This is a genomic window from Streptomyces sp. NPDC048419 (genome assembly GCF_043200415.1).
In the GTDB taxonomy this organism is placed as follows: domain Bacteria; phylum Actinomycetota; class Actinomycetes; order Streptomycetales; family Streptomycetaceae; genus Streptomyces.
This window is the reverse complement of record NZ_JBICXT010000007.1, coordinates 85,540-106,934: the sequence shown is the minus strand read 5'-3', so window position 1 is coordinate 106,934 and position 21,395 is coordinate 85,540. Positions and strand designations below refer to the sequence as shown.

Sequence of the window (21,395 nt, the reverse complement as noted above, 5' to 3'; positions counted from 1 at the left end):
GGTGTTGGGATGTGATGGGAAGTTCCCTCTCATGGACCTCCCCGACTTCGGCATCCCGCCGCAGCTCGCGAGCCGTATGAGCATGGCCGAGCAGCACGAGTACCTGCGCACGAAGCTGATGCGGCGCCGCACCCTGGTGACGGCGGGCGCGGTGGCGGCGGGCGGGCTGCTGACCGGCTGCGGCGACGGCTCGGGAGCGCGGGGCTCGGCGACCCCGTCGCCCGCCACCTCGAAGGTGCACGGCTCGGTCGTCTCCCCCTTCGGCCGCCATCTCGCCTTCGGCGCCGACCCGAAGACGCAGATGCGGGTCTCCTGGCAGGTGCCGCTCGCGGTGCGGCGGCCGTACGTGCGCATCGGCCCGAAGCCGGACGGGTTGAGCCGGAAGATCGAGGCCGAGGTCCGCGCTCTGCACACGCCGGGCGTGACGGGCGTGCGCCCGGCGCTGGAGCAGTACTACCTGCACGCCGCCCTGGACGGTCTGCACCCCGGCACGACGTACTACTACGGCGTCGGCCACGACGGCTTCGACCCGGCCTCCGCCGCACACCGCTCGACCGTCGGCTCGTTCCGTACGGCCCCGGCGACCCCTCGGTCCTTCGTCTTCACGGCCTTCGGCGACCAGGGCGTGAGCCGGGCGGCGACCGCCACCAACCATGTGGTGCTGCGTCAGAAGCCCGCCTTCCATCTGCACGCCGGCGACATCTGCTACGCCGACACCAACGGCCAGGGCAGGAAGACGGACGGCTACGACCCCGCGTACTGGGACCTGTTCCTCAGGCAGAACGAGCCGGTGGCGAGGTCCGTGCCGTGGATGGTGACGACCGGCAACCACGACATGGAGGCGTGGTACTCGCCGGACGGCTACGGCGGTCAACTCGCCCGCTGGTCCCTGCCGGAGAGCGGTTTCGACGCGCGCACGGCGCCCGGCGTGTACTCCTTCACGTACGGCAACGTCGCCTTCGTGGCACTGGACGCGAACGACGTCTCGTACGAGATCCCCGCCAACCTCGGCCACAGCGGCGGCAGGCAGACGAAGTGGCTGGATCAGGAGCTGGCCCGGCTGCGGGCGTCCTCGCAGGTGGACTTCGTCGTCGTCTTCTTCCACCACTGCGCCTACTCGACGTCCACGCACGCCTCCGACGGCGGCGTGCGCGCCGAGTGGCTACCGCTGTTCGCCAGGCACCAGGTGGACCTGGTGATCAACGGCCACAACCACGTCTACGAACGGACGGACGCCGTCAAGAACGGCGGGGTCGGCAGGCCCGTGCCGATCGGCGCCACCACCGACCCGACGCGGGACGGCATCGTGTACGTGACGGCGGGCGGCGGCGGCCGGGACCTGTACGGGTTCCCGCCGGGCGTCAAGGAGAGCTACGAAGGGCACGTCACGCACCACGACTCCGTCGACACCTTCCAGTGGACGCGGTCGAAGGCCGCCGAGAAGGAGACCGCGGAGTGGTCGCGCGTGCGCTACCGGGGCTTCTCGCTCCTCTCCGTCGAGGCGGAGAGCGGCGCGAGGCCCGCGCTGAAGGTGTCGGCGCTCACCGACGCGGGTGAGCGCATCGATCACTTCGAGGTGCGGCGCGGCGCGTGAGCCCGCGCCCCACCTCGTGGATCGGCGCTGCTCAGTGGCCCGTCGAGCCGCCGTTGTCCCTGCGGTCGAGGGCGCGCTGGAGGGCGGCGGCGGCGTTCTTGCGGTCGGACTCGCTCGTACGGGAGAGGTGACGGCGGCGGCGGGCGGTCGTCTCGGCCATGGGGAATCGACTCCTTCGACATCCGGGAGTGCTGAACAAGGGGTTACGAGACTCCCCCACTGCCTAATGGGCGTGGGAGGTGCCCCCAGCGGCGGGGAGCGGTGCCGCAGGGGTTGCCTGCACTGGGCCCGGCTCACGACCGCCATTCGCTTGGTCGAGCGAGACGTTCGGCTTCTACAAAAGTAGGGGACCGTTCCCGGTCTGTCTCCACAGTTAGTCGGACTTCCTACTATCTGAGACGGTGGATTGGGTCACACCGCGCTGACCTGGGATTTTGCGGGTGGCGCTCGGAGGGGGTGCCCAACCCCGCCCGCCGGAGCAACGATGGAGACAGGCGGCCGCGTCCCGCCGCCCGGTCCGGATCCGGGAGGGAGACCTGATGACCACGGAACATCCCCGCACACGAGCGATGACCCAGCACCGGTTCGGCGGCCCCGAGGTCCTGGAGCTGGAGGAACGCCCACGCCCCGCGCCCGCCCCGGGCGAGATCCTGCTCCGCGTGCGCGCGGCCGCCGTCAACCCCGTGGACCTCCTGATCCGTTCGGGGACCGCGCCCCTCTACGGAGACCCGCCCTTCACCCTCGGCCGCGACGTCTCCGGCACGGTGGAAGCCGTCGGGGCCGAGGTCACCGGCCTCCGCCCGGACGACGAGGTCTTCGGCAGGATCGACTCCGGCGGGTACGCCACCCATGTCGCCGCCCCGGCCGCCCATTTCGCCCCGAAGCCCGCCACTCTCGACCACATCCACGCGGCCGCGGCACCGACCGCCCTGCTCACGTCCTGGCAGGCCCTGATCGACATCGCGCAGGCCGGCCCGGGCACCCGCGTCCTGATCCACGCGGCGGCCGGCGGCGTCGGCCATGTGGCGGTGCAGCTCGCCAAGGCGGAGGGCGCGTACGTCGTGGCGACCGCCCGCGCCGACCGGCACGAGTTCCTGCGCGACCTCGGCGCGGACGAGCTGATCGACTACACCGTCACCGACTTCACCGATGCCGTGCACGGCATCGACGCCGCCCTGGACCTGATCGGCGGCGACTACGGCCCGCGCACGCTCGGCACCCTCCGCCCGGGCGGCCTGCTGATCTCGGCGATCCCCGGCGACCTGGGTCTCGCGCCGGAGGACGTGGAGGCCCGCGGCATGCGCTTCGTCGCCGTACGGGCGGAACCGTCCGGGGAGCGGCTCGCCAAGGCCGCCGCCCTCCTGGCGAACAACCGCATCCGTGTCCACGTCGAGGCGGCGCTCCCCTTCGAGGAGGCGGCCAAGGCCCACGAGCTGGGCGAGGCGGGCCGTGCGAAGGGGAAGCTCGTCCTGGTCCTGCCGGAATGACAACCCGGAACGACGACAAGGAAGGGTGAGGTCATGAACGACGAGACGAAGGCACTGCTCGAGGGCGGCCCCCGGGACCTGCCCGAACGGATCATCTCGCTCGCGACACCGGAAGTGGACCTGAAGATCGAACTGCGGGGCGGCTACGAGCACTTCCGGCAGACCGCCCGCCGCGCGGACACGGCGGAGGGGCCGCTGCCGGTGTACGAGTGGTGGGAGCGGACGGAGATGCCCGGCTGAACACGCGAACGGGCCGGGTCGTGCGACCCGGCCCGTTCGTGCGTCCGTGGGCGTCAGCCCATGTGCGGGTACCCGTAGTCGGTCGGCGGGACCAGCGTCTCCTTGATGGCGCGGGTCAGCGTCCAGCGCAGCAGGTTCTGCGGGGCGCCGGCCTTGTCGTTGGTGCCGGAGGCACGGCCGCCGCCGAAGGGCTGCTGGCCGACGACGGCGCCGGTCGACTTGTCGTTGATGTAGAAGTTGCCGGCCGCGTAGCGCAGCTTCTCCATCGTGTACGCCGCCGCCGCGCGGTCGCCCGCGACGACCGAGCCGGTCAGGGCGTAGTCGGAGACCGACTCCATCTGCGTGAGCATCGCGTCGTACTGGTCGTCCTCGTAGACGTGCACGGCGAGGAACGGGCCGAAGTACTCGGTGCGGAAGACCTCGTTCTCCGGGTCGGTGCACTCGACGACGGTCGGGCGGACGAAGTAGCCGACCGAGTCGTCGTAGGAGCCGCCCGCGACGATCGTGCAGTCCGGGTCGGACTTGGCGCGGTCGATCGCGGCCTTGTTCTTGGCGAAGGAGCGCTCGTCGATCACGGCGCCGATGAAGTTCGACAGGTCCGTGACGTCACCCATGGTCAGGTAGTCGACCTCGGCCGCGAACTCCTCCTTGAAGCCGGAGTTCCAGATCGACGCCGGGATGTACGCCCGGGAGGTCGCCGAGCACTTCTGGCCCTGGTACTCGAAGGCACCGCGGGTCAGGGCGGTCTTGAGGACCGCGCGGTCGGCGCTCGGGTGCGCGACCAGGAAGTCCTTGCCGCCGGTCTCGCCGACCAGGCGCGGGTAGGTGCGGTACTTCTCGATGTTGTTGCCGACCGTCTTCCACAGGTACTGGAAGGTCTTGGTCGAGCCGGTGAAGTGGATGCCCGCGAGGTCGCGGTGTTCCAGCGCCACCTTGGAGACCTCGATGCCGTCTCCGGTGACGAGGTTGATGACGCCCTTCGGCAGGCCCGCCTCCTCCAGCAGCTGCATCAGCAGCACGGCGGCGTGGGTCTGCGTCGGGGACGGCTTCCAGACCACGACGTTGCCCATGAGGGCGGGTGCCGTCGGGAGGTTGGCAGCGATGGCGCTGAAGTTGAACGGCGTGATCGCGTAGACGAAGCCCTCCAGCGGGCGGTGGTCCATGCGGTTCCAGACGCCCGGGGAGTTGGCCGGCGGCTGCTCGGCCAGGATGTTGCGGGCGTAGTGGACGTTGAAGCGCCAGAAGTCGATCAGCTCGCAGGGAGAGTCGATCTCGGCCTGCTGGGCCGTCTTGGACTGGCCGAGCATGGTGGAGGCGGCGATGGTCTCGCGCCACGGGCCGGACAGCAGCTCGGCGGCGCGCAGGATGATCGCGGCGCGGTCGTCGAAGGACATCGCGCGCCAGGCGGGCGCGGCGGCGAGGGCCGCGTCGATCGCGTCCTGGGCGTCCTGCTGGGTGGCGTGGTGCCCGGTGCCGAGGACGGCCTTGTGGTTGTGCGGCTGCACGACCTGGAAGGGCTCGCCGCCGCCGAGGCGCTTCTCGCCGCCGATGGTCATCGGCAGCTCGACCGGGTTCTCGGCCAGCTCCTTGAGCTTGGCCTCCAGCCGGGCGCGCTCGGGCGAGCCGGGGGCGTAGCCGTGCACCGGCTCGTTGACGGGGGTGGGGACCTGGGTCACGGCGTCCATGGGGTACCTCTTCCGAGTGATTCCCGGGCTTCGGCATCGAGGAGCCGAAGCGGTTGCGAATGGTGAGCAGCGGTCAGGGCTTGACCGTCACGGACTCGCTGCGGCGAGCCCGTGAGAAGCCCCCTCGGGGGCGGAGTCACGAGATCCGTAACTCCTTTCCACGGATCTGGGGCCGGCTCAGCCGGCCGCAGGGCGGCGGCTGTCGGCCTCCGAGATTCCTCGGCGACCGACAGCCGCGGCTCATCCAGCACATCACCCCTTGCTGATCATCGAGCGGGCGAAGAAGCGCAGGTTCGCCGGCTTCTCCGCCAGCCTGCGCATGAAGTAGCCGTACCAGTCGGTGCCGTAGGCCGTGTAGACGCGCATGCGGTGGCCCTCGGCGGCCAACCGCAGGTGCTCGTCGCCGCGGATGCCGTAGAGCATCTGGAACTCGTACTCGTCGGGCTTGCGGCCGGCGCGGTGGGCGAGTTCCTGGGCGATGGAGATCAGACGCGGGTCGTGGGAGCCGATCATCGGGTACCCCTCGCCGTCCATGAGGGTCTTCAGGACCCGGACGTACGCCATGTCGATCTCGTGCTTGTTCTGGTACGCGACCTCGGCGGGCTCCTTGTACGCGCCCTTCACCAGCCGCACCCGGCTGCCGGCCGCGGCCAGCCGGCGGGCGTCGGCCTCGGTGCGGAACAGATAGGCCTGGATGACGCAGCCGGTCTGCGGGAAGTCCTTCCGCAGCTCCTCGTGGATGGCGAACATCGAGTCGAGGGTGGTGTGGTCCTCGGCGTCGAGGGTGACCGTCGTACCGATGGCGGCGGCCGCCACGACGACCTGGCGGACGTTCGCGAGGGCCAGCTCGTGACCGCCCTCCAGCGCCTGCCCGAACATCGACAGCTTCACGGACATCTCGACCCGCTCGCCCAGGTCCAGCTCCGCCAGCCGGTCGATGAGCGCCAGATAGGCGTCGCGGGCGGCGTGGGACTGCTCGGGGGTGGTGATGTCCTCGCCGACGACGTCCATCGTCAGCTCGAGGCCCCGGCCGGTGAGGTCCTTGATGATCGGCACGACGTCGTCGACGGACTCACCGGGGATGAAGCGGTCGACGACCTGCTTGGTCACCGGGGCCGCCGAGATGAGGCGTCGCATCCGGTCGCTGCGCGACGCGGCAAGAATCACGGGACCCAGCACGGGGCACCTCCACAAACCAGCAGATAGAACCACCGTGAAACCTAAGGATTCCCCCGATCGTCGACCATCGACAGTTGTCACGCATCCGTGCCGCAGATCTCAGACATATGTATGAGGCGCCTGGGGAAATGCGGGAGAATGCCTGAGTGACGGCGGACCACAAAGGTGACTACCAGGAGCTGGTCGACGAGATCTCGGAGCTTCTCGGCGCTCCCGCGACCCTGGAGAGCCGGGACTTCGAGCTGATCGCCTTCGGTGCCTACGACAGTGAGGGCGACCTCGACGCCTCGGCCCTGGACCCGGTCCGCACCCGCTCGATCCTGACGCGCCGCTCCACGTCCGCCGTCCGCTCGTGGTTCGAGGGCTTCGGCATCACCCGGGCGACGGGCCCGGTCCGTATCCCGCCGACGCCCGAGGCGGGTGTGTACCGGGGGCGCATCTGCCTTCCGGTACGCCATCGGGGTGTCGTCCTCGGTTACGTGTGGCTGCTGGACTCCGACCCGGGCCCGACCGGGCGGCAACTGGACGCGGCCATGGATGTGACGGTCCGCATCGGCGCCCTGCTCGCGGACGAGGCCCAGCACGGGGCGGATCTGAGCAGGGAGCTGCACGCCGTGCTGGTCGCCGAGCGCGGCTGGCAGCAGGACATGGCGGTGGCGGAGCTGCGCACGGCGCTCGGCTCGCGCGCGGACGCCCCGCACACGGTGGTCTGTGTGACCCCGTGGCCGTCCGCCGACCCGGACGACGCGCCCTCGGTCCGTACGGTGCCGGGAGCGACCGCGCTGTGCACGGTGCCGTGGGGAACCGCGTCCCAGTCCCTCGCCCTGCTCGTACGGCTGCGCTCGGCGGACGTGCTGACACCGGCGGCCTCGGCGGCCGGGCGGATGCTGGAGCGGACCCGGCAGCTGGACCGCGGCACCACCGCGGCCGCCGGCATCGCCCCCGCGCGCACGGGCCTCGCGGAGCTGGCGGCGGCCTGGCGAGAGGCCTCCGCGGCGGCGCGGGCCGCACTCGCGGAACCCCGGCTCGGCCCGGTCGCGGAGTGGTCGCACATCGGTCCCTTCCGCCTGCTGACCTCGCTGCCGCCGGAGGTGGCCCACGACCCGGCGGTCGGCGCCCTCCTCTCCCCCGCCCACCGCGAGCTGGCCCGTACCGCCGAGATCTACCTCGACTGCGCGGGCCAGGCCGGCCGCACCGCCGCCGAACTGGGCATCCACCGCCAGACCCTGTACTACCGCCTGTCCCGCGTGGAGCAGCTCACGGGCCTCGACCTGGACGACGGCGAGGACCGGCTGCTGCTGCACATGGCGCTGAAGGGGGCGCGGCTGTAACTAGGGCCTGCCGTCGAGGAGTTCCGCCACTTTCCCGATCCCCTCGGAGATCGCACGCTCCGTCACGTTGCCGAAGCCCAGGATCAGTTGGGGCGGGGTCGCCGCTTTCGACGTACGGCAGTCGCTCATGCCGTACAGCCCCACCCCGCGCTCGCGCGCCTTCCCCACGACCACCGGCTCGTCGACGCCCGACGGCAGGTGCGCCACCGCGTGGAAGCCCGCAGCGAGCCCCGACAGCCGTACGTCCGGGGCGTGTTGGGCGAGGGCCGTGACGAGTGCGATGCGGCGGGCCGCGTAGGTCGTGCGCATACGGCGCAGATGGCGGTCGTAGCGGCCGGACTCGACGAGGCGGGCGAGGGCGAGCTGGTCGAGGGCGGGTGAGCCGCGGTCGGCGATGCGTTTGAGGTCGGTGAGCGGACCGGCGAGTGCGGGCGGGCACAGCAGCCAGCCCAGCCGCAGGGCGGGCGCGAGGGACTTGCTGACCGTGCCGACGGACAGCACGCGGTCGGCGGCCAGCCCCTGCAGGGAGCCCACGGGTTCGCGGTCGTAGCGGAACTCGGCGTCGTAGTCGTCCTCGATGACGTACGCGTCCCGGCGCTGCGCCCACTCGATCAGCGCGTGCCGGCGGTCGGGTGCCAGCACGACGCCCGTCGGCCACTGGTGGGCGGGCGTGACGATCACCGCGCGGGCACCGGTGGCGTCCAGCGCCCGTACGTCGACGCCCGCTTCGTCGACCGGCACCGGTACGGCCGCGAGGCCGGACGCCTCCGCCGCGGCGTGCGCGGTGCCCGGACCGCCCGGGTCCTCGTAGGCCACGACCCGCACCCCCGTGCCCACGAGGGCGCGCAGGGCGAGGCTCAGGCCCTGCGCGTAGCCGGAGCAGACGACGGTGCGGGAGGGGTCGGCGGCGGCCCCGCGCACCCGGCGCAGATACCCCGCCACCACCTCGCGCAGGGCCGAACTGCCGCGCGGATCCCCGTAGTCGAGGTCGGCGGTCGGCATGGTGCGAGCCGCTTCCCTGGTCGCCCACAGCCAGTCGGCGACCGGGAAGGAGGCCAGGTCCGGGACGCCGTGCCGGAAGTCGGCGACCAGCCGGGGCCGGGCCTCGGGCCGGGGTGCCGCGGGGACCGGCTCCACCTGTGCGCAGGCCGCCACCCGGGTGGCCGAGCCGACGCGGGTGACGAGATAGCCCTCGGCCTGGAGCTGGGCGTAGCAGTCCTGGACGAGACCGCGGGACAGGCCCAGGATGCGGGCGAGCTCGCGGGAGGACGGGAGGCGCTCGCCGGCCTGGAGGCGGCCGGAGCGGATCGCGTCGCGCAGCTGCCCCTCCAGCTGGGCGCACAGGCGGTCCCCGCTGTCCCGGTCGACGGTCAGGAGCAGCTCGGGTGACAAACCGGCCCACTGCACTGGCATGGAATTGGAGCTTAGCGGGGAGTCGGTCGATCCCTAACGTCTTCGGTATGACGACTTCGGCCCCGTGCCCTCCCCAGGTGATCGTTCCGGCTCCCCGGCTGCTGACCCGGCCCCTGCTGCTCCGCTTCGTGAGCATGATCGGCGCGAGCGTCAGCTTCTTCCTGCTGCTGTCGGTGGTGCCCGCCTACGCGGCCGAGTCCGGCGGCAACGGCGGCGCGGGCCTCGCGACCGGCTCACTGATGCTGACCACCGTCCTCGGCGAGCTGATCACTCCCCGGCTCGTCGCCCGCTTCGGCTACCGGGCGACGCTGATGGCGGGCCTGTTCCTGCTCGGCGCCCCGGCCGTGGTGCTGACCCTCTCCGGGGACGTGGCCTGGATCGTGGCGATGTGCCTGGTGCGCGGGCTGGGCTTCGCGCTGACGATCGTCGCGGGCGGTGCCCTGACCGCGTCCCTGATCCCGGCGGAGCGCAGGGGCGAGGGCCTGGCGGTCGTGGGCGTCGTCTCCGGAGTGCCGTCGCTGATCGCCCTGCCGCTGGGGCTGTTGCTGGCCGGGCACGTCGGCTACGGGCCGGTGGCCGTGACCGGGGGCGCGGCGGCGCTGGCCGCGATCGCCTCGGTGCTCGGGCTGCCGGACCGCGAGGCGCATGCGAAGGAGTCGGTGGGCGTCGTCCGCGGACTGCGCACGGGCGCCCTCCTGCGCCCCGTGATCGTGTTCGCCGCCACCGCGACGGCCGCCGGAATCCTGGTCACGTTCCTGCCGCTGGCCGTTCCGCACGCGTCCGCCGGCGTCGTCACCGTGGCGCTGTTCGTGCAGCCCGCCGCCTCGACCGTCTTCCGCTGGCTCGCGGGCCGCCACGGCGACCGGCACGGCAGCGCCCGCCTCGTCCTGCCCGGCCTGCTCCTGTCGGCGGCCGGCGTGCTGGTCATCGCCGCGACGGGCAGCGCGATCGCCGTCGTCGCGGGCACCGCCCTCTTCGGCGCCGGCTTCGGTATCGCCCAGAACGCCACGCTGACCCTGATGTACGCCCGGGTCTCCGCCTCCTCCTACGGCACGGTCAGCGCCCTGTGGAACCTCGCCTACGACGGCGGGATGGGCGCGGGCGCGGCGGGCTTCGGCGTCCTCGCCGGCCTGACCGGCTACCCGTGGGCCTTCGCGGTGACCGCGGTCCTGATGCTGGGCGCGCTGGCACCGGTGCTGGGCGACCGGCGGGCCGCCCGCCCCTGACCGTCAGCCGTTCCCGGCGCCCTCGATCACGCGGCGCAGCCCCTCCGTGAGCTGCGCCGCGTCGGTCGCCGTGTCGGGGTCGAAGAGCCACTGGACCATGAGCCCGTTGAGCAGGGTCTGGTAGAAGCGGCCCTCCGTGTCGACGGTCTCCTTGTCCAGCTGCTCCTCGGGGACGCCGTTGAACATCGGCACGATGCCCGAGCGGCCCTCCTCCTGCGCCGCGGCCAGCAGCTTGCGCACCTCGGGCAACCGGTCGCCCTGCGCGATGAGTTCGAAGCTCAGCAGCCAGATGCCCCGGGACGCCGGGACCGAGCGGATGATGTTCGCCCACACCTCCTGGAAGCGCTCCAGCGATCCGGGTGGCGCCGTGGCCCCGCTCTTCGCACCACCCCAGCCCGGGTCGAAGCTGTCGCCGAGCCCCTCGATCAGCGAGACGTAGGCCTGCACCAGCAGTGCGTCCTTCGACCCGTAGTGGTAGCCGATGGACGCCAGGTTCGTCCCCGACTCCTTGACGACGTCCCGCGCGGTCGTACGCAGGAACCCCTTCTGAAGCAGGCAGCGCTTGGCGCCTTCGAGCAGATCCTCACGGTGTCCCATGCGGGCCACCCTACCCCCGATTCATACAACCGTCCCATACAGATGACTTACACAAACGTTCTAGACAAGCGTGTAAGACGCTCGTACAGTCTCTGCCATGACGAACTCGACGAGCACCACCACAACCCCGGCCAGGCTCGCCGGCCGCCGCGAATGGACCGCACTGGGCGTGCTGATGCTCCCGCTGCTGCTGGTCTCGATGGACGTCTCGGTCCTGTACTTCGCCATCCCGGCGATCAGCGCGGACCTCGAGCCCAGCGGCACCCAGCAGCTGTGGATCTTCGACATCTACGCCTTCGTCCTGGCCGGGCTGCTGATGACCATGGGCTCGCTCGGCGACCGCATCGGCCGCCGCAGGCTGCTCCTCGTCGGCGCGGTCGCATTCGGCGCCGCCTCCCTGGTCGCGGCCTACGCGAACAGCGCCGAGACCCTGATAGCGTCCCGCGCCGTGCTCGGCATCGGTGGCGCGACCCTGATGCCGTCGACGATGGCGCTGGTCCGCACGATGTTCACCGACCCCGGCCAGCGCGCGAAGGCGATCGGCCTGTGGTCCGGCGTGATGACGGCCGGCATCGCGCTCGGCTCGGTGATGAGCGGCGTCCTGGTCCAGTACTTCTGGTGGGGCTCGGTCTTCCTGGTCAACCTGCCCGCGATGGCGCTGCTGCTGATCCTGGGCCCGTTCCTGCTCCCCGAGTCCAAGGACCCGAACCCGGGCCGCTTCGACTGGCCGAGCGTCCCGCTGTCGATGGCCGCCGTACTGCCCGTCATCTACGGCCTGAAGGAGATCCCGTCCGAGGGCTGGCACGCCCAGTACGTCGTCTCGATCACCGTCGGCCTGCTCTTCGCGGCCCTCTTCGTCCACCGCCAGCGCACCACGGCCTCACCGATGATCGACCCGGCGCTGTTCCGCGGCCGCGGCTTCGCGCCCTCGGTGGCCCTCAACCTCGTCGCCTCGTTCGGCATGATGGGCTCCGCCTTCTTCACCACGCAGTACCTGCAGTCGGTGCTCGGCAAGAGCGCGATGGAGGCGGCCCTGTGGGCGCTGCTCCCCTCGGTGCCGATCGGCATGGCCGCCCCGATGGCGACCGCGCTGGTCCAGAAGGGCGTGGGCCGCGCCTACGTCGTCACGGCGGGCTTCGCGATCGCCGCCGCCGGCTACGCGATGCTGGCCTTCGCGGACACCGGCTCCCTCTGGCTGGTACTGGCCGCATGCGGCGTCCTCGCCTCCGGCATCGTCATGGTCATCTCCCAGATCACCGACCTCGCCCTGAGCAGCGCTCCCGTCGAGCGGGCCGGGTCGGCGGCCTCCCTGATGGAGACCGGCGCGGAGTTCGGCGGCGCCCTGGGCATGGCCGTCCTCGGCTCCATCGGCACCGCGATCTACCGCCACGACATGCCGGCCGCGGCGCCGGACGCGGCCCGCGAGACACTGGGCGGCGCGCTGGCCGTCGCGGGCCGGCTCCCGGGGCGCACGGGAGACGCCCTGGCGACGGCCGCCCGCGAGGCCTTCACCAGCGGCATGCAGGGCGCGGCGATCGCCGGCGCCATCCTCCTCGCGGGAGCGGCGCTGCTGGCGGCGCGGGCGCTACGGGGAATCCACGTCGCCGGCAAGTAGCAGGACATGCAAGCGCCGGACGAGCTGTCTCAGCCCGTCCGGCGCTTGTTTCGCCATGTCAGACCAGGTTCACAGACCGAGCGAACGTCGCCCCGATCTCCTCGGCAACCTCGGCCAACACGCCGGCGGCAACCGTGTCGTCCACCGTCAGCACCGCCAGCGCCTCCCCGCCCGCCGCCGCGCGGGCGACCTGCATACCGGCGATGTTGATGCCCGCCTCGCCGAAGACACGGCCCACCGTGCCGACGACACCGGGACGGTCCTCGTACCGCAGCACCACCATGTGGTCGGCGAGCGCGAGGTCGACGTCGTACTCACCGACGGCCACGATCTTCTGGAGGTGCTTCGGGCCGGCCAGGGTGCCGGAGACCGACACCTCCTCGCCGTCCGTGAGCGTGCCGCGCACGGTGACGACGTTGCGGTGGTCGGTGGCCTCCGAGCTGGTGGTCAGCCGCACCTCGACGCCGCGCTCCTGCGCGAACAGCGGGGCGTTGACGTACGACACCGTCTCGTCGACGACGTCCTCGAAGACGCCCTTGAGGGCGGACAGCTCCAGCACCTTCACGTCGTGCTGGGTGATCTCGCCGTACACCTCGACGTCGAGACGGACCGCGACCTCGCCCGCGAGCGCGGTGAAGATGCGGCCGAGGCGCTCGGCGAGCGGCAGGCCCGGCTTGACGTCCTCGGCGATGACGCCGCCCTGGACGTTCACCGCGTCCGGCACGAGCTCACCGGCGAGGGCGAGGCGCACCGAGCGGGCGACGGCGATACCGGCCTTCTCCTGCGCCTCGTCCGTGGAGGCGCCGAGGTGCGGGGTGGAGACGACCTGGTCGAACTCGAACAGCGGCGAGTCCGTGCACGGCTCCTTGGCGTACACGTCCAGGCCGGCGCCCGCGACGCGGCCCTCCTTCAGCGCCGAGTACAGCGCCTCCTCGTCGACGATGCCGCCGCGCGCGGCGTTGACGATGCGCACGCTCGGCTTGACCTTGCGCAGCGCCTCGTCGCCGATCAGGCCGAGGGTCTCGGGGGTCTTGGGCAGGTGGACGGTGATGAAGTCGGAGACCTCGAGCAGCTCGTCCAGCGACAGCACCTTCACGCCCATCTGGGCGGCGCGGGCGGGCTGGATGTAGGGGTCGTAGGCGACGACCTTCATGCCGAAGGCGGACATGCGCTGGGCGACGAGTGCGCCGATGCGGCCCAGACCCACCACACCGAGCGTCTTCTCGGCGAGCTCCACGCCCGTGTACTTGCTCCGCTTCCACTCGCCGTTCTTCAGCGCGGCGTTGGCCTGCGGGATGTGGCGGGCGGTGGCGATGAGGAGACCGCAGGCGAGCTCGGCGGCGGTCACGATGTTGGAGGTCGGCGCGTTGACGACCATCACGCCGGCCTTGGTGGAGGCGGAGACGTCGACGTTGTCCAGGCCGACGCCGGCTCGCGCTACGACCTTGAGCTTCTTCGCGGCGGCGATCGCCTCGGCGTCGACCTTGGTGGCCGAACGGATCAGGATGGCGTCGACGTCGGCGATGGCGGGGAGCAGTTCGGCTCGGTCCGCTCCGTTGCAGTGCCGGATCTCGAAGTCGGGGCCGAGCGCGTCCACGGTGGCGGGCGACAGCTCTTCGGCGATGAGTACGACGGGTTTCGAGCTCACGTGAGTCCTCACAAGTCCATTGCGGACGGCCGTCCCGACGGCCGCAGGCGGTGGAGGGGTGTCGCGGCCCGTAGGGCCGCTTGAGCCGCGTGGAAGACGCACGACGCTGTGGGCCTGACGCGTATGTAGTACGGCAGTGTAGTGGCGCGGCGGTGGTCGTCCTGCGCCTCCGCGGAAGGATCACCCGTCCGAGATTCGACGCGCTGGACAAAGGGGCCGGAGCAGAACGCTCCGGCCCCGTCCGTCGGAGGCTTACGCCTCCTCGTTCACCCAGCTCATCAGCTTGCGCAGCTGCTTGCCGGTGGTCTCCAGCAGGTGCTCGGAGTCCGCGGTCTTGTACTCGTTGTACTTCTTCAGACCGCCGTGGTACTCGGCCATCCACTCACGGGCGAACGTGCCGTCCTGAATCTCGGCGAGGACCTTCTTCATCTCGGCCTTGGTGGCGTCGGTGATGATCCGCGGGCCGGTGACGTAGTCGCCCCACTCGGCGGTCTCGGAGATCGACCAGCGCATCTTCTCCAGGCCGCCCTCGTACATGAGGTCCACGATCAGCTTCAGCTCGTGCAGGCACTCGAAGTACGCGATCTCCGGCTGGTAGCCCGCCTCGGTCAGCGTCTCGAAGCCCGCCTTCACCAGCGCGGCCGTACCGCCGCACAGCACGGCCTGCTCGCCGAAGAGGTCGGTCTCGGTCTCCTCGGTGAAGGTCGTCTTGATGACGCCGGCGCGGGTGCCGCCGATGCCCTTGGCGTACGACAGCGCCAGCGCGAAGCCACTGCCGGTCGCGTCCTGCTCGACGGCCACGATGCACGGAACGCCGCGGCCCTCCTCGTACTGGCGGCGCACCAGGTGGCCCGGGCCCTTCGGGGCGACCATGCAGACGTCCACGCCCGCCGGGGGCTTGATGAAGTCGAAGCGGATGTTCAGGCCGTGACCGAAGAACAGCGCGTCGCCGTCCTTCAGGTTCGGGGCGATGTGCTCCTCGTAGACCTGGGCCTGGATCGGGTCCGGGACGAGGATCATGATGACGTCGGCCTCGGCGGCGGCCTCCGCCGGGGTCACCACGCGCAGGCCCTGCTCCTCGGCCTTGGCCTTGGACTTGGAGCCCTCGTGCAGACCGACACGCACGTCGACACCCGAGTCACGGAGCGACAGCGCGTGGGCGTGGCCCTGGCTGCCGTAACCGATGACCGCGACCTTGCGGCCCTGGATGATGGACAGGTCGGCGTCGGCGTCGTAGAACAGCTCGGCCACTTTGGGTTCTCTCCTTGTGTGCAGGTGTTGCGTCCCACCGTATGACGGTGGGCGGAAGGGAAGTTCCGGGGTCTCGCCATACGGGCGGCCGGAGTCACCCGGCCGCCCGAAGGATCGTCACGCGGAACGGTCGAGTGCGCGCAGTGAGCGGTCCGTGATCGAACGGGCGCCGCGGCCGATCGCGATGGTGCCGGACTGGACGAGCTCCTTGATGCCGTACGGCTCCAGCATCTTGAGCATCGCGGACAGCTTCTCGCTGCTGCCGGTCGCCTCGATCGTCACGGCCTCCGGGGAGACGTCGACGGTCTTGGCGCGGAACAGCTGGACGATCTCGACGATCTGGGAGCGCGTCTCGTTGTCGGCGCGCACCTTCACCAGGACGAGTTCGCGCTGAACGGCCTGCCCGGGTTCCAGCTCGACGATCTTCAGCACGTTGACCAGCTTGTTGAGCTGCTTCGTCACCTGCTCGAGCGGCAGGTCCTCGACGCCCACGACGATGGTGATGCGGGAGATGTCTGGGTGCTCGGTGACGCCGACCGCGAGCGAGTCGATGTTGAAGCCGCGGCGGGAGAACAGGGCGGCGATCCGGGCCAGGATGCCCGGGGTGTTCTCCACCAGGACGGAGAGCGTGTGCTTGGACATGATCTTTTTACGTCTCTCTCGCTCAGTCGTCTTCGTTGTCGCCGAAGTCGGGGCGGACGTCCCGGGCGGCCAGGATCGTGTCGTTCGAGGTGCCGGCGGCGACCATCGGCCAGACCATCGCGTCCTCGTGCACGATGAAGTCGACGACGACCGGGCGGTCGTTGATGGAGTTCGCCTCCTCGATGACCTTGTCCAGGTCGTCGGGGGACTCGCAGCGGATCGCGTGGCAGCCCATCGCCTCCGACAGCTTCACGAAGTCCGGCACGCGCGTGCCGGCGCTCGGCTGCTTGCCGTCCGCCCCCGGGCCGGAGTGCAGGACGGTGTTGGAGTAGCGCTGGTTGTAGAAGAGGGTCTGCCACTGGCGGACCATCCCGAGGGCGCCGTTGTTGATGATGGCGACCTTGATCGGGATGTTGTTCAGGGCGCAGGTGGTGAGCTCCTGATTGGTCATCTGGAAGCAGCCGTCGCCGTCGATCGCCCAGACCGCCTGGTCCGGCGCGCCGGCCTTGGCGCCCATCGCTGCCGGGACCGCGTAGCCCATCGTCCCGGCGCCGCCGGAGTTCAGCCAGGTCGCCGGCTTCTCGTACTGGACGAAGTGCGCGGCCCACATCTGGTGCTGACCGACGCCCGCCGCGAAGATCGTGCCCTCCGGAGCGAGCTGCCCGATCCGCTCGATGACCTGCTGCGGGGAGAGCGAGCCGTCCTCGGGCTGGTCGTAGCCGAGCGGGTAGGTGTCACGCCACCGGGACAGGTCCTTCCACCAGGCGCTGTAGTCCCCCTTGCCGCCTTCGCTGTGCTCCTTCTGGACGGCCTGGATCAGGTCGGCCAGCACCTCGCGGGCGTCCCCGACGATCGGCACGTCGGCGGCGCGGTTCTTGCCGATCTCGGCCGGGTCGATGTCGGCGTGGACGATCTTCGCGTAGGGGGCGAAGCTGTCCAGCTTGCCGGTGACGCGGTCGTCGAAGCGGGCTCCGAGGGCGACGATCAGGTCGGCCTTCTGCAGCGCGGTGACGGCGGTGACCGCACCGTGCATGCCCGGCATTCCCACGTGCAGCGGGTGGCTGTCGGGGAATGCGCCGAGCGCCATCAGTGTGGTGGTGACGGGCGCTCCGGTGAGCTCGGCGAGAACCTTGAGCTCCGCGGTGGCGTGTGCCTTGATGACACCGCCGCCGACGTAGAGGACGGGCCGCTTGGCGGTGGTGATCAGCTTCGCGGCCTCGCGGATCTGCTTGGCGTGCGGCTTGGTCACCGGGCGGTAGCCGGGCAGGTCCATCACGGGCGGCCAGGAGAAGGTCGTCTGCGCCTGCAGCGCGTCCTTCGCGATGTCGACCAGGACCGGGCCCGGGCGGCCGGTGGAGGCGATGTGGAAGGCCTGCGCGATGACGCGCGGGATGTCCTCCGCCTTGGTGACAAGGAAGTTGTGCTTGGTGATCGGCATCGTGATGCCGACGATGTCCGCCTCCTGGAAGGCGTCCGTGCCGATCGCCTTGGACGCGACCTGGCCGGTGATCGCCACGAGCGGCACCGAGTCCATGTGCGCGTCCGCGATCGGCGTCACCAGGTTGGTGGCACCGGGGCCGGAAGTCGCCATGCAGACACCGACCTTGCCGGTGGCCTGCGCGTAACCCGTGGCCGCGTGGCCGGCGCCCTGCTCGTGCCGGACCAGGACATGACGCACCCGGGTGGAGTCCATCATCGGGTCGTACGCGGGAAGGATCGCACCGCCGGGAATGCCGAATACGGTGTCGGCCCCGACCTCCTCGAGAGAGCGGATGAGGGACTTCGCACCCGTGACGTGCTCGGGTGCGGACTGCTGTCCTCCGGAACGGGGCCGCGGCTGCGGATGGTGGGCCCCGGTGGCCTGCTCGGTCATCGGCATTCTCTTCTCGATGCTGAGGGTTTTTGCGAGGTTTGCGCGGTGTTCGGGCGCTGCACGGGGGTCACCTGTGCAACAAAAAACCCCTCGTGCCGTAAGGCAAGCGAGGGGAGCGCGCCGGGTGTGGTCGCTGGGAGTTCCGGATCCGTCCGGACATCACCAGCTCAGCCGACGCGCTTTCCAAGTACGAGAATTCGGGTGCGCATGGCACTGACCCTCCCCCCGGCACGCACCACGTGTCAAGTGGGTGGGACGGGAGTCTCATTATGTGAGCGGAGGGCACTTCCGCCTCCCAGGACGGCGGCGACACCACCTGTGTACACCCCTGCCCCACCTCCCGCGAACGCCGGCTCGATCGGGCCGTGCGGCACCGGATAGTGGCCGGAAGCGAGCGCCCGGCGCAGCCGGTATTCGTCCAGCGGACCGGAGAACGCCATGCCCTGTCCGTGCGTGCAGCCCATCGCGCGGAGCGCGACCACCTGCTCGGGCAGGTCCACCCCGTCGGCCACCGACTGGAGCCCCAGATCGTTGGCGATCCGCAGCAGGCCGCTGGTGATCTTGTGCAGCCGCGCGGACTCGACGACGCCCTCGACCAGGCTGCGGTCGAGCTTCAGCACGTCGACGGGGAGTCTGCGCAGCGCCGTGATCGCCGCGTGGCCGCTGCCGAAGCCGTCCAGGGCGATCCGGACGCCGAGCCTGCGCAGCGTGCCCAGTCTCCGCTCCAGCTCGTCCAGGGAGATCCGCGGATCGGCGTCGGTCAGCTCGATCACCAGCGATCCGGACGGGAGCCCGTGCCTGGTCAGCAGGGCCTCGATCGAGCCGAGCGGCATCGACCGGTCCAGCAGCCGCCGGGCGCTGACCCGGACCGCCACGGGCACGGCCAGCCCCGTCCCGGTGCGCTCGGCGGCCTGCTCGACGGCCTCCTCCAGCATCCAGCGGCCCAGCTCGGCGGTTCTGTCGCTGTCGTCGGCGACGCGCAGGAACTCGGCCGGGGTGAACAGCACCCCCTGCGAGGAGCGCCAGCGCGCCTGTGCCTCGACCGACGTGATCCGGCCGTCCTCCAGGCCGACGACGGGCTGGTGCAGCAGCGCGAACTCGCCGTCGTGCAGTGCGGCACGCAGGCGCGTGGCCAGCTCCGCCTTGCGTACGACGTCCTGCTGCATCTGCGGGGCGTACAGCTCGACCCGGCCCTTGCCCGCCGCCTTGGCGCGATACATGGCCAGGTCGGCGTTGCGCAGCAACTCGCCCGCGCCGAGGCTCGGTTCGGCGAAGGCGACGCCGATGGAAGCGGCCACCCGGACATCGTTGCCGTCGATGAGGTAGGGCTGCGACAGCGTGTGCCTGAGCCGGTCGGCCAGCTCCAGGATGTGCCGCTCGCGCGCGGAGCGGTCCCGGGTGCCCTCCCCCACGATCAGGGCCGCGAACTCGTCGCCGCCGAGCCGGGAGGCGGTGTCCCCCTTGCGGACCGCGTCCTGGAGTCTGCGGGCGGCCTGGACGAGCAGCTCGTCCCCGGCCTGGTGCCCGATCGTGTCGTTGACGGCCTTGAAGCCGTCGAGGTCGATGAAGAGCACGGCCGTGCCCCGGTCGGTGGAGCGGCGGCCGGACAGGGCCTGCTGGACGCGCTGGGTGAACAGAGCGCGGTTGGGCAGGTCGGTGAGCGGGTCGTGCTCGGCGTTGTGCTGCAACTGCGCCTGGAGGCGCACCCGTTCGGTCACGTCCCGGCTGTTGAAGATGAGGCCGCCGTGGTGGCGGTTGACGGTCGACTCGACGTTGAGCCAGCCTCCCCCGCTCTCGGCCCCGCTCGAGCGGGAGGTGCCCCCGCCGCCGGACCGGAAGCGGCACTCGATGCGCGTAGTGGGTTCCTCGAGCGGGCTGGCGGCGAGGAAGCGGCGCACCTCGTGCACCACGCGGCCCAGGTCCTCCGGGTGGATGAGATTGGCCAGTTCCGTACCCACCAGCTCCTCCGCCGAGCGTCCGTAGACCCCGGCGGCCGCCGGGGAGACGTACCGGAGGATGCCGTTGGGCGCGGCGATCATGATGACGTCGCTGGAGCCCTGCACCAGGGAGCGGAAGTGGTTCTCCTTCTGCGCCAGCTCCTGGGTGAGGGTGATGTTGTCGAGCAGCATGATGCCCTGACGCACCACGAGGGCGAGCACGACCGTGCCGCCGGTCAGGAGCACCACGCGGTCGACGCTGCGGCCGTTGAGGACGTTGTAGAGGATCCCCAACGTGCAGACGGCGGCGGCGAGATAGGGCGTGAGAGCGGCCAGGGAGCCGGCGATGGGCCGGGCGGCCGGATACCGGGTGTGCTCGCCCTGCTGCGGCACCGCGTGGTGCTGGTGGGTGCCGCCGTGCGGGCCCGGCAGGTGCTCGTGCACCACGCGTGTGTGCCCGTCGTCCTCCGCGGGCAGCTGACCGAGCCGGGGCGCGGCCCAGGGCGCGTAGGCGAGGAGCAGCGAGCCGGCGAACCAGCCCGCGTCGAGCGACTGGCCCGAGTGGTAGTTGTTGTGCAGCAGGGGCGAGGTGAACAAGGCGTCGCACATCACCGTGAGCGCCAGCGCGCCGATGGCGGTGTTGACCGCGGTGCGGTTGACCGCCGAACGCCGGAAGTGCAGTGCGAGCACCATGCTGACCAGCGCGATGTCCAGCAGCGGGTACGCCAGCGACAGCGCGGTGTGCGCCACACTCGGCCCGTCGAACTTGGCCGCCTGGGCGAGCGCGAGGCTCCACGACAGAGTGAGCAGCGAGCCGCCGATCAGCCAGGCGTCGAGCGCCAGGCAGACCCAGCCCGCCTTCGTCACCGGGCGCTTGGCGAGCACCAGGAGCCCCACGATCGCGGGCGGCGCGAAGCAGAGGAAGAACAGGTCGGCGTAGCTGGGGGTGGGCACCTGCTCCCCCAGGACGACCTCGTACCATCCCCAGACCGCGTTGCCGAGGGCCGCCATGGCCGAGGAGAGGGCGAACAGCAGCCAGGCGGGTCGAAAGCGGATACGGCGGCTGCGGGCGTACAGGAAGAGCGACACGGCGGCGGTCGCCGCGGCGGCGGCCAGCCCGAAATCACCCATGATCAAAGCGACTTCTTCGGAACCCCAGTCGAGCGCGGAACCGACGGCGTATCCCGCGCAGATCAGGGCCAGGACCAGTTGATGGACCAGGCCGGGCCGGCCGCCGAGGGACGGCGGACGGGGCAGCAGCGGCCCTCGCGAAGGCTGCGCCCGCAGCGCTCCGTCGAAGGCGGTCGCGACGGGCAGTGGCGGGCTCACCGCGCACTCCCGGTCCGCTCCGCTCCCGGGTCCCACGGACCCCGGGACGCTGGGTGTCCGTGCCTGCGGCGGTCGTCCTGCTCGATGTGGTGGCTGTGACGGCAGCCGTGACTGCCGTGGTGACCGCGTCTGCGCGCGGCCGTACGCCAGGGTCGCCATCGGCGGCCCCGTCGCGTCGGATCGCTCGTCCATCGGCCGTGCATCGCCCGTCGCCCCCCTCACAGTCTGCAATGTCCATCCCCGGCGCCGAACGGTGCACGGCGCAGCCCCTGCTCCGGACGATACACCAGTCTCGTCACTCAGGGACATAGTTCCTCTACGCTCCGTGACGACCAGCGGGAATGCGAG

General features: G+C 71.1%; 16 protein-coding genes. 6 read left to right on the top strand and 10 right to left on the bottom strand.

Annotated elements, in window-relative coordinates; translation table 11 throughout:
- The first annotated feature begins 31 nt into the window (after window positions 1–31).
- A complete protein-coding gene (locus ACGFYN_RS17380) occupies window positions 32–1,594 on the top strand; it encodes a purple acid phosphatase family protein (RefSeq protein ID WP_393866673.1) in 1,563 nt (520 codons plus the stop codon).
- Window positions 1,595–1,625: 31 nt separating this feature from the next.
- On the opposite strand, the gene ACGFYN_RS17375 is transcribed toward ACGFYN_RS17380, so the two are convergent.
- Window positions 1,626–1,754, bottom strand: coding sequence for a hypothetical protein (locus ACGFYN_RS17375; protein WP_016432484.1), 129 nt, complete (start codon window positions 1,752–1,754; stop codon window positions 1,626–1,628).
- A gap of 379 nt (window positions 1,755–2,133) precedes the next feature.
- Here ACGFYN_RS17375 and ACGFYN_RS17370 point away from each other — a divergent pair, with 379 nt between their 5' ends.
- Together ACGFYN_RS17370 and ACGFYN_RS17365 are read left to right on the top strand one after the other, a co-directional pair.
- On the top strand, window positions 2,134–3,081 hold the full coding sequence (locus ACGFYN_RS17370) for an NADP-dependent oxidoreductase (RefSeq protein WP_393866672.1): 948 nt from the start codon (window positions 2,134–2,136) through the stop codon (window positions 3,079–3,081).
- 33 nt (window positions 3,082–3,114) lie between these two features.
- On the top strand, window positions 3,115–3,321 hold the full coding sequence (locus tag ACGFYN_RS17365; RefSeq protein WP_393866671.1) for a DUF5988 family protein: 207 nt from the start codon (window positions 3,115–3,117) through the stop codon (window positions 3,319–3,321).
- A 53-nt stretch (window positions 3,322–3,374) separates the two neighbouring features.
- On the opposite strand, the gene pruA is transcribed toward ACGFYN_RS17365, so the two are convergent.
- Together pruA and ACGFYN_RS17355 are read right to left on the bottom strand one after the other, a co-directional pair.
- Window positions 3,375–5,006, bottom strand: a complete 1,632-nt coding sequence (pruA, locus tag ACGFYN_RS17360; RefSeq protein WP_393866670.1) for an L-glutamate gamma-semialdehyde dehydrogenase — start codon at window positions 5,004–5,006, stop codon at window positions 3,375–3,377.
- A 252-nt stretch (window positions 5,007–5,258) separates the two neighbouring features.
- Window positions 5,259–6,185 carry a proline dehydrogenase family protein gene (locus ACGFYN_RS17355; protein ID WP_393866669.1) on the bottom strand — a complete coding sequence of 309 codons (927 nt, stop codon included), beginning with the start codon at window positions 6,183–6,185 and terminating at the stop codon, window positions 5,259–5,261.
- A gap of 146 nt (window positions 6,186–6,331) precedes the next feature.
- On the opposite strand from ACGFYN_RS17355, the gene ACGFYN_RS17350 reads away from it, so the two are divergent.
- Window positions 6,332–7,516, top strand: a complete 1,185-nt coding sequence (locus ACGFYN_RS17350; protein WP_393866668.1) for a PucR family transcriptional regulator — start codon at window positions 6,332–6,334, stop codon at window positions 7,514–7,516.
- Here ACGFYN_RS17350 and ACGFYN_RS17345 read toward each other — a convergent pair whose 3' ends face one another.
- On the bottom strand, window positions 7,517–8,929 hold the full coding sequence (locus ACGFYN_RS17345) for a PLP-dependent aminotransferase family protein (protein ID WP_393866667.1): 1,413 nt from the start codon (window positions 8,927–8,929) through the stop codon (window positions 7,517–7,519).
- Window positions 8,930–8,976: 47 nt separating this feature from the next.
- Here ACGFYN_RS17345 and ACGFYN_RS17340 point away from each other — a divergent pair, with 47 nt between their 5' ends.
- Window positions 8,977–10,155, top strand: a complete 1,179-nt coding sequence (locus ACGFYN_RS17340; protein ID WP_393866666.1) for an MFS transporter — start codon at window positions 8,977–8,979, stop codon at window positions 10,153–10,155.
- 3 nt (window positions 10,156–10,158) lie between these two features.
- On the opposite strand, the gene ACGFYN_RS17335 is transcribed toward ACGFYN_RS17340, so the two are convergent.
- On the bottom strand, window positions 10,159–10,752 hold the full coding sequence (locus tag ACGFYN_RS17335; RefSeq protein WP_393866665.1) for a TetR/AcrR family transcriptional regulator: 594 nt from the start codon (window positions 10,750–10,752) through the stop codon (window positions 10,159–10,161).
- Window positions 10,753–10,849: 97 nt separating this feature from the next.
- Here ACGFYN_RS17335 and ACGFYN_RS17330 point away from each other — a divergent pair, with 97 nt between their 5' ends.
- Entirely contained in the window at window positions 10,850–12,367 is a 1,518-nt protein-coding gene (locus ACGFYN_RS17330) for an MFS transporter (RefSeq protein ID WP_393866664.1), read from the top strand.
- A gap of 58 nt (window positions 12,368–12,425) precedes the next feature.
- Here the strand turns inward: ACGFYN_RS17330 and serA are convergent, their stop codons facing one another.
- The 5 genes from serA to ACGFYN_RS17305 all read right to left on the bottom strand — a co-directional run bounded on the left by serA (window position 12,426) and on the right by ACGFYN_RS17305 (window position 21,239).
- Window positions 12,426–14,015, bottom strand: a complete 1,590-nt coding sequence (gene serA, locus ACGFYN_RS17325) for a phosphoglycerate dehydrogenase (RefSeq protein WP_393866663.1) — start codon at window positions 14,013–14,015, stop codon at window positions 12,426–12,428.
- Window positions 14,016–14,267: 252 nt separating this feature from the next.
- Window positions 14,268–15,266, bottom strand: a complete 999-nt coding sequence (gene ilvC / locus ACGFYN_RS17320; protein ID WP_393866662.1) for a ketol-acid reductoisomerase — start codon at window positions 15,264–15,266, stop codon at window positions 14,268–14,270.
- Window positions 15,267–15,383: 117 nt separating this feature from the next.
- Window positions 15,384–15,908, bottom strand: a complete 525-nt coding sequence (gene ilvN / locus ACGFYN_RS17315; protein ID WP_016432494.1) for an acetolactate synthase small subunit — start codon at window positions 15,906–15,908, stop codon at window positions 15,384–15,386.
- Between the two features lie 22 nt (window positions 15,909–15,930).
- Window positions 15,931–17,787 (bottom strand): acetolactate synthase large subunit, encoded by a 1,857-nt coding sequence (locus tag ACGFYN_RS17310; protein ID WP_393866661.1) that lies wholly within the window; start codon window positions 17,785–17,787, stop codon window positions 15,931–15,933.
- A gap of 236 nt (window positions 17,788–18,023) precedes the next feature.
- Window positions 18,024–21,239 carry an EAL domain-containing protein gene (locus ACGFYN_RS17305; protein WP_393866660.1) on the bottom strand — a complete coding sequence of 1,072 codons (3,216 nt, stop codon included), beginning with the start codon at window positions 21,237–21,239 and terminating at the stop codon, window positions 18,024–18,026.
- Window positions 21,240–21,395: the final 156 nt, after the last annotated feature.

Coding starts and splice junctions, on each gene's coding strand:
- ACGFYN_RS17305 (WP_393866660.1), bottom strand. CDS start 21,239: ATGGACGAGCGATCCGACGCGACGGGGCCGCCGATGGCGACCCTGGCG.
- ACGFYN_RS17380 (WP_393866673.1), top strand. CDS start 32: ATGGACCTCCCCGACTTCGGCATCCCGCCGCAGCTCGCGAGCCGTATG.
- ACGFYN_RS17365 (WP_393866671.1), top strand. CDS start 3,115: ATGAACGACGAGACGAAGGCACTGCTCGAGGGCGGCCCCCGGGACCTG.
- ACGFYN_RS17370 (WP_393866672.1), top strand. CDS start 2,134: ATGACCACGGAACATCCCCGCACACGAGCGATGACCCAGCACCGGTTC.
- pruA (WP_393866670.1), bottom strand. CDS start 5,006: ATGGACGCCGTGACCCAGGTCCCCACCCCCGTCAACGAGCCGGTGCAC.
- ilvN (WP_016432494.1), bottom strand. CDS start 15,908: ATGTCCAAGCACACGCTCTCCGTCCTGGTGGAGAACACCCCGGGCATC.
- ACGFYN_RS17330 (WP_393866664.1), top strand. CDS start 10,850: ATGACGAACTCGACGAGCACCACCACAACCCCGGCCAGGCTCGCCGGC.
- ACGFYN_RS17310 (WP_393866661.1), bottom strand. CDS start 17,787: ATGCCGATGACCGAGCAGGCCACCGGGGCCCACCATCCGCAGCCGCGG.
- ACGFYN_RS17375 (WP_016432484.1), bottom strand. CDS start 1,754: ATGGCCGAGACGACCGCCCGCCGCCGCCGTCACCTCTCCCGTACGAGC.
- ACGFYN_RS17345 (WP_393866667.1), bottom strand. CDS start 8,929: ATGCCAGTGCAGTGGGCCGGTTTGTCACCCGAGCTGCTCCTGACCGTC.
- ACGFYN_RS17340 (WP_393866666.1), top strand. CDS start 8,977: ATGACGACTTCGGCCCCGTGCCCTCCCCAGGTGATCGTTCCGGCTCCC.
- ACGFYN_RS17335 (WP_393866665.1), bottom strand. CDS start 10,752: ATGGGACACCGTGAGGATCTGCTCGAAGGCGCCAAGCGCTGCCTGCTT.